The organism is Kitasatospora sp. NPDC088783, from assembly GCF_044750705.1.
GTDB lineage: Bacteria > Actinomycetota > Actinomycetes > Streptomycetales > Streptomycetaceae > Kitasatospora > Kitasatospora fiedleri.
The window spans coordinates 314,627-321,386 of record NZ_JBIVKJ010000009.1; the positions used below are offsets into that span (position 1 = coordinate 314,627).

Below are 6,760 nucleotides of genomic sequence, written 5' to 3' on the forward strand. Positions count from 1 at the left end.
CGGACGATTCGTCCGAACACGGCAATGCGGCCGCCGTCCGACGGGGCCCGGCGCCGCAGGCTCGGCTCCCTGCCGGACAGCCACCAACCGGCCAGACTCCGAAGCTGGGCCAGCGTCAGTCCCTGCGCGCATCGGCGGGCGCGACCGGACACAGGCCCCGGTCGGCAAGGCAAGCGATGCGGTCAGGCATCAGGGTCTCCCTGAAGGGCGGGGCGGCGGACGTGACGGACGGCGCTGCGGGTCAGCCGCAACTGCTGGCGGATCTGCTGGGCCGCGGCGCGCTGGCGGGCCGGGGCCGCGGGCGGCGCGTCGGCGGGCAGCGCGTTGCTCTCGATGCGCCGTCGACGGCATCGGGGGCAACCTCCTGCGCTGTCGTGCTCGTCGAGGAGCCAGCCGTCCTCGCAACGCGGTTCGGGGCACGACGGAGCGGCGACGAGGTCGAGGGCGATCTCGTCTGCGTTCTCCGCGATCCGGCCGGCGTCGAGATGGCTGAACCGTGCCGACCAGCGGCGCTCGATGCGTTCGCGCAGCTCGCCGGCGGAGCGGTGGTACAGCTGGTCCAAGACGGTCTCCCGGACGGAGCGGGGGATGCCTCCGCGCCGGGCCAGGGCGGCCTGCAGCACCGGCGGAAGGGCGTCGGTCACCCACACCGCGGGGTGTCGGCCCTGCGGCCCGGCCGTATGCGGCTGATGGACAGTCACAACCCACTCCTCTCCCCGGTGGCCGGCACGGCCATCGAGTCCCGGCCCTGGCAGCCGACCGCGTCGGCGCGCGGGGCGGCTCCCATCGTGTCCCGCGGCACCGACACCCGCTCCGGCCGACCCTCGCCCGACAGAAGCGCGCTCATGCCGCTTCCACCCCGCCCTCGGGCTCGGCGGGCGCGGCCGCGGCGATACCCAGCAGCCGGTGGACCTCACAGATCCGCCCGCCGAGGATCTTCTCGGCGATCTTCTCCCGGGCGATCCGGGCCTCCCGCTCCGCGCGGGCCAGCAGCACCTCCCGCTCGGCACTGCCGCGACGGCCCAGCACCACGGCTCGAGCCGCGTCCCCTTCCCGGCGCGCCCACCCGGAGCTCGCGTAGCCGTCCAGGGCCATCTCCCGCCACAACTCGCACAGGTCCCGCACCGCGCGGAGCTCGGCCAGGCCCTGCCCGTACCCGTCCAGGCGTGCGTGCCGGGCGCGAGCCTCGGCGCGGACCTCTTCCAGGGAGACCGCCGCCCGCTGCGCGGTCCTGTCACGCGACGCCGCATCCGCGAGATCAGCCCAGAACGCAAGCCCCATCACAGTGCACTCGCGTGCCGCCAGATCGAGGGCTACGGCCAGTTCCTCGGCACGCCGCGCCTGAACCGCCGCCTCGACCAGGGACCGGCCTGCAAGCCGAACGGCACCCTGCGCCTCCCGGGCCGCGACACGGCTCGTGGCGTCCTCCTCGCGACGGCGCACGATGTCGGCCAGGCGCCGATCGAAGATCCACCGAGCGGCCCGGTGACGGGCGAGGTGGGCCTGCTCACCAGCGGCTTCGACAGCGGCCTGAGGGGTGGGATGCCGGTGGCGCGAACGCAGGGCGGCAGCGTAAGCCGCCTCAGCCTCCCGGGAAGCAGCGGGCAACAGCGCGCAGTGAGCCAGCGAACGAACTGCCTCGGTGTCGCGCAGCACTTCGAGGGCCACCAGCTCAGCCAGCAGCAACGGGTCCACCCCCAGCGCCTCGCCCTCCCTGCCCGCGACCGCACTGTCCCGCGCCTGCTCCCGGGCGCTCCGCAGGTCGTCGACGGCCCGCTCGCGGGCCTCCGCCACCCGGACAGGGGCGTGCTGGTCCACCCGGATCAGCACCAGATCCAAGCACTCCAGCGACACCCCCACGATCGCCCGGGTGATCCTGCAGTTGCCGCACAGACCCGCCTGCTCGGGGCTGCGGCAGTCCTCGCACGGCAGGGCGCGCCGTGCCCGCTCGGCCTCGGCCGCCCGGGCCTCCCGCTCAGGACGCCCGGCCTCCCACCGCGCCAGCTCGGCCGCGACGCGCTGCCGGGCAGCGGCCAGCGCCTCCTGCCGGCCGCGGATGTGCGCGGACAGCGCGTCCTCGACAGCGGCCCGGCGCTGCTCCTCACTCGCGTCGCCGGGCAGCGCCGCCACGACCTTGCGGGTCAGGATCAGCCGGATCGACCGCCGGTCGGCGATGCGCAGTTCGCAGGCGGTGCAGTCCCTGCCGGTGTCGAGCCGGATGCCGTCGTCGCAGGCCGCCTCCGGGCAGGCAGTGCCCTTGGGCAGGCCCCGCTCCCGCAGCCACCCCACGGGATCGGTGATCGGAACCGCGCCCTGGCGCCGACGCCGGAAATCCAGGCGGCCGGCCAGCATTTCCGGCGCGTCGGGCATGCCGCTCCAGGCGGCGACCGCGTCGAGTTCGGCGGCCATCAGGGTCAGGACGAAAGCCCTGGTCGAGGCGCTGCCGATGCGGTGCCACACGTCCGCGACCGGAGCCACGACGTCCGCCAGCCGCCGGTCGCGGGGCATGCCGAAGGCATCGAGCAGACGGCCGACCTGCCCGTGCGCCATCGACCGGCCGCGGCCCGATCGGTCCTTCCGGCGCTTCCGAAGCTCGATGACCCGCTGTTCCCCGCGCAGCGGGCCCGAGGCCGACCCGACAGGCCCGGCCGCCGACGAACTGGTGCACGCCGTCGTCCCGCGTTCCTCGCGCGCGCCCGCGCGCTCCGGCCGACGGTGGGTCACCCCCGCGGCGCCCGCGCCGGAAAAGCCATCAACAAGGTCAGCACACCCACCTACATCAGCCACCGACGAGTGCTCAGAGTGAAGGGGGGTAGCAGCGGCCAGGTCTGCAACTCCGTCTTCCTGCACGCTCTCCACACCACTGACCTGGTCTTCTTCGGCCCCTGCGGGGGCCTGCTCGGCGGGGGTAGCAACGGCCAGGCAGCTGCCGAAGTCCGCGGCGTCCTCGAAGCGGTCCTCCCCGTCGGCCGGATCGGCGAAGGGCGGCTCCTCCGGCTCCGGCTCACCGTCCAGATCCCACCACAACTCCGCGCCGAACTCCTCACCGAGGGACGCCGCCGGATCCTCGCCCGCCACCCCCGGCACGCCGTCGGCGACAGGCGAAACCGGCTGCGGCACCGAGTGCAGGCGGGCCTTCCCCGCGCCCGCCGTCGACGGCATACCAGTCGCCTTGTACGCGGCCGCAACCGCAGGGATCACCACCCGGGCCCGCGACCGCAGACCCGACGCGCCACGGCGCGGCCGCGCCACGATCCCGTACTCCTCCAGCCGGGCCAGGACGTTCGCGGCACCGTCGGGCGAGCAGCCCAGCATCCGGGCCACCGTCACCGCCGGACGGCCGGCCCGGGTGTCCACCCGACCCCCGCACAACCGCACCCGTCCCCGCGAAGACGCCGACAACACCATCAGCAGCAGCGCGAGCCGGTCGGTCGCCGCACCGCGCCCGGCCCGTGAGGCCAGCAGCCCCACCATCGGGTCGCGGTTCCGGAACACCCATCCCGGAGCGAACAGGAACTCCACCAGGTGGAACAGCACCGACAGCTCCGCCTGGTCCAAGGCAAGCGGACCGTGCCCGATCCTCTCCGGGGCGGCCGCAGACGGGTTCCGACCGGCCATCATCGCCTCCCACAGCGGGACGACCCGCACCCGCAGCGTGTCGACCGAGCCCTCGGTGCCGTCGTCGGGAACATCGACCACCGCGGGCCGGACGCCCTCGGGCAACCCGGCACCCCGCAGGACGCGCAGAACCGACTTCATGTAATTCTTCGACGACCCGCACCAGCGGCCCAACTCACCCTTACGGATCGTCACCACACCGCCATCCGCCGGCGTACGGGCCATCAGCACCACGGCCGCGAACCTCACCGCGTCGCTCTGGCCCACCAGCCCCGGCGACCCGAGCAGCGCCCGCACCGCCCCGTCCAGCCGGGCCCGCATCACAGATGACAACACCAACGGGTGCAGCGGCTCCGCCTCTGGCAACCCCTCCGCCATGGAGACGTCGTGTACACGTCGTCTACCAGCACCCGGCCGGGACGCGCCGAGGCGCTCGCCCGACACCAGACCGAAAGGTGTGCGGTGAGTACGGAAGGGCCGTTGGTCCGGCCGCCGGCCTGCGGCTGAGGCGGGCGGCCGGCTACCCAAGATCGAAGGCGAGTTAGCGTTCATCGGCCGCCACCCAGGGTGGACTGCGGAATGGCGAAGGCCACCGAGACGGCCGCCAGCAGGGCGTGCACCGCTGCCTCGAGACGTCGACGCATCTCCGCATCAAGCAGGAGCGCCTCCGGCATCGAACGCTGCTTCAGGACAGCATAAGGATGCAGACAGCCTGATCCCGGGCGAGTCATGGGAGTAGCCGAGCTGTTCGGCGGGATCGTAGGCATGGTCACGAGCTGTCCCGCAGGGCCGACCGCGGGGCGTCGAAGACCGCCCAGGCTGTGGTGGAGATCCGGGAAGAGGCTGGCAAGGTGGGTGAAAGGTCAGATGAGTCCTGGCCAGATGAGCTGGAAACAGGCATAACCGAACCAGCCCTTGAGTGGGTAGCGATGATGCACTCCGGGCGAGAGAATGAGGGAAACACTCATCACAGCCCGGCGTTTTGCTGTGGAGCTGCGCAGGGCCTGTGATGATTCGGTTGTAGGAGTGCCTCCCCCCTTCTTAGAGACGACGCGAGCGGCCCAGGACAGTCCGTCCCAGGCCGCTCGCGTCATGCGGTGCGCGGAAGTCAGCGCCGGTTTGGGGTAGCCAGTGATGTTGGGACCGGGTACCTGGCAGCAGAAGGGTTAGGCTGCTGCGGACTGGCCGTTTCGGCGAGACGGAAGCTCTTCAAACCACTGTCCGAGAGGCACGTAGTAGAAGGGCTCGCCGGCGTACTGGAACAGGGCTAGACACTTTGAACCCGGGTCGGTCGCAAGGGTTGAACGGACCTGGCTGATGAACAGACCGGTGTCGGGTTGTAGCTCGTCTGGCAGTGCACCACGCGCTGTTTCCACCGCAAGGTTTTCCCACACCCGAAGGCCTTGCTCCTCATTGGCGGGGCGGGTCTCTCCAGGCCACACATGGCGCTTCAACGCTCCGTACAGGCGTACGAGCACAATGTCTTGCTCTGTGAGGTAGTTAGTGTCGATGACCCCTTCAGCAGCAGCTTCGCTGGCGATTCGCGGTAGTACTTCTGCTTCTTGAGCCAAACGTCGCAAAGACCAGCGTCTTGCGTGCGGGCTGGACATGACCGAGCCTCCCATCTACTGGGATCACTCTAGCGGTCGACCTCAAAATTCTGAAACAGACAGACTCAGCGGCGTGTCTTCGGTTCCGGTGCAGCTCCACGCCACCGCCCCGGTGAGCCCTGATTTATCGGGCATTTCGACCAAATGCTGCCAACGAGTGAGCGAACGGCGTTCATCTTGTGGTTCTGACTGCATCACAAGTGGGTGGTTCGAAGGGGTGCCTGCTGTGCCGCGGGGAGGCTGCGGGAACGAGTGGCTGCGGCCACGCAGGTTGGCGGTTCGCGGCAAACGTTGACTGCGACAGGGGATGCCGGTTTGCAGTCGTGATTGTTAGATCCATAAGCAGGAAAGAGGGCGCGCAGTTAATCTGCATGAGAGATGGCTCGAACGCATGCATGAAAGTATGTGAAGTTGTGAAATTAGGTCAAACGGGTGGGCCCGCCAGTTAGACTGGCGGGCCCACCCATTAAATCGCCGCTGATCAGATCGCCGGAGGCATTGGGCCTTCAGACTCCAGGTCGTTGAGAAGCTCCTCGATGGCAGCAGAAACGATCTGGACGATGAGTCCCCGGCGGAGGCCACGAAGCGAGCTCTTAAGGCCACGCAGATACTCGTAGACCTCCGGACTGACACTCGCCGTGGCAGGTTCTGCAGGAGCGAGCTCTCCCCCGCGCTTGTCGATGAAAGAGTCAGCTACCTCTACCTGGCCTGAGGTGTCAGCGGGAAGCCGACGTAGAGCCTCATCAAGGTAGTGGCCAGGCGCCAAACGTCGGCGCCCCGATGAGTCACTGTCGTTCCCCGCGCGCATCCAAAGGCGCTGCTTCACGTCAGGCTCGAGACGTCCAGACCAGCTCTTCCAGCTCGCAGTCTTTTGAGCGTTTTTGTACCGCTCGATGACAGCGTCTTGGTGGGGCGTTTTTGCCTTGCGGGCTGGAGGTCGGCGCTCGATAGGTGCTTCAGCTCCAGCAGCGGTGAACGTTGCGGGGTAGTCGTTTCGACGTCGACCCTTGAGCGAAGGAAGGGCATCAGCGAGGGTGAGGTTGCCGACGGGCTCCAGGATGACGGGCTCTGCGCCCGGCTCGGCGACGGCGGCCGACTCCGCGACGGGCTCCGCGGCGACGAGCTCTGCGCCCGGCTCCGCGACGGCGACGAGCTCTGCGCCCGGCTCCGCGACGGCGCCCGGCTCCGCGACGGGCTCCACGGCGACGGGCTCCACGGCCGGCTCGGCGACGGCGCCCGGCTCCGCGACGGCGACGAGCTCCACGGCCGACTCCGCGACGGGCTCCGCGGCGACGAGCTCTGCGCCCGGCTCCGCGACGGCGACGAGCTCTGCGCCCGGCTCCGCGACGGCGCCCGGCTCCGCGACGGGCTCCACGGCGACGGGCTCCACGGCCGGCTCGGCGACGGCGCCCGGCTCCGCGACGGCGACGAGCTCCACGGCCGACTCCGCGACGGGCTCCGCGGCGACGAGCTCTGCGCCCGGCTCCGCGACGGCGACGAGCTCTGCGCCCGGCTCCGCGACGGCGCCCGGC

At 70.7% G+C, this 6,760-nt stretch carries 4 protein-coding genes and 1 pseudogene; all 5 read right to left on the reverse strand.

What is annotated here, in order from left to right; translation table 11 throughout:
* Positions 1-182: 182 nt before the first annotated feature.
* Positions 183-701: a hypothetical protein gene (locus ACIP60_RS25570; RefSeq protein WP_400688149.1), complete on the reverse strand. Its 519-nt coding sequence runs from the start codon at positions 699-701 to the stop codon at positions 183-185.
* On the reverse strand, positions 698-847 hold the full coding sequence (locus ACIP60_RS25575) for a hypothetical protein (protein ID WP_400688151.1): 150 nt from the start codon (positions 845-847) through the stop codon (positions 698-700). Before ACIP60_RS25575 ends, ACIP60_RS25570 begins: the two co-directional genes overlap by 4 nt.
* Entirely contained in the window at positions 844-3,996 is a 3,153-nt protein-coding gene (locus ACIP60_RS25580; protein ID WP_400688153.1) for a hypothetical protein, read from the reverse strand. The genes ACIP60_RS25575 and ACIP60_RS25580 overlap by 4 nt, the downstream gene beginning before the upstream one ends.
* Positions 3,997-4,784: 788 nt before the next feature.
* Entirely contained in the window at positions 4,785-5,228 is a 444-nt protein-coding gene (locus tag ACIP60_RS25585; protein WP_400688155.1) for a hypothetical protein, read from the reverse strand.
* 481 nt (positions 5,229-5,709) lie between these two features.
* Positions 5,710-6,760 (reverse strand): annotated as a pseudogene (locus ACIP60_RS25590) (hypothetical protein); the annotation flags it as partial.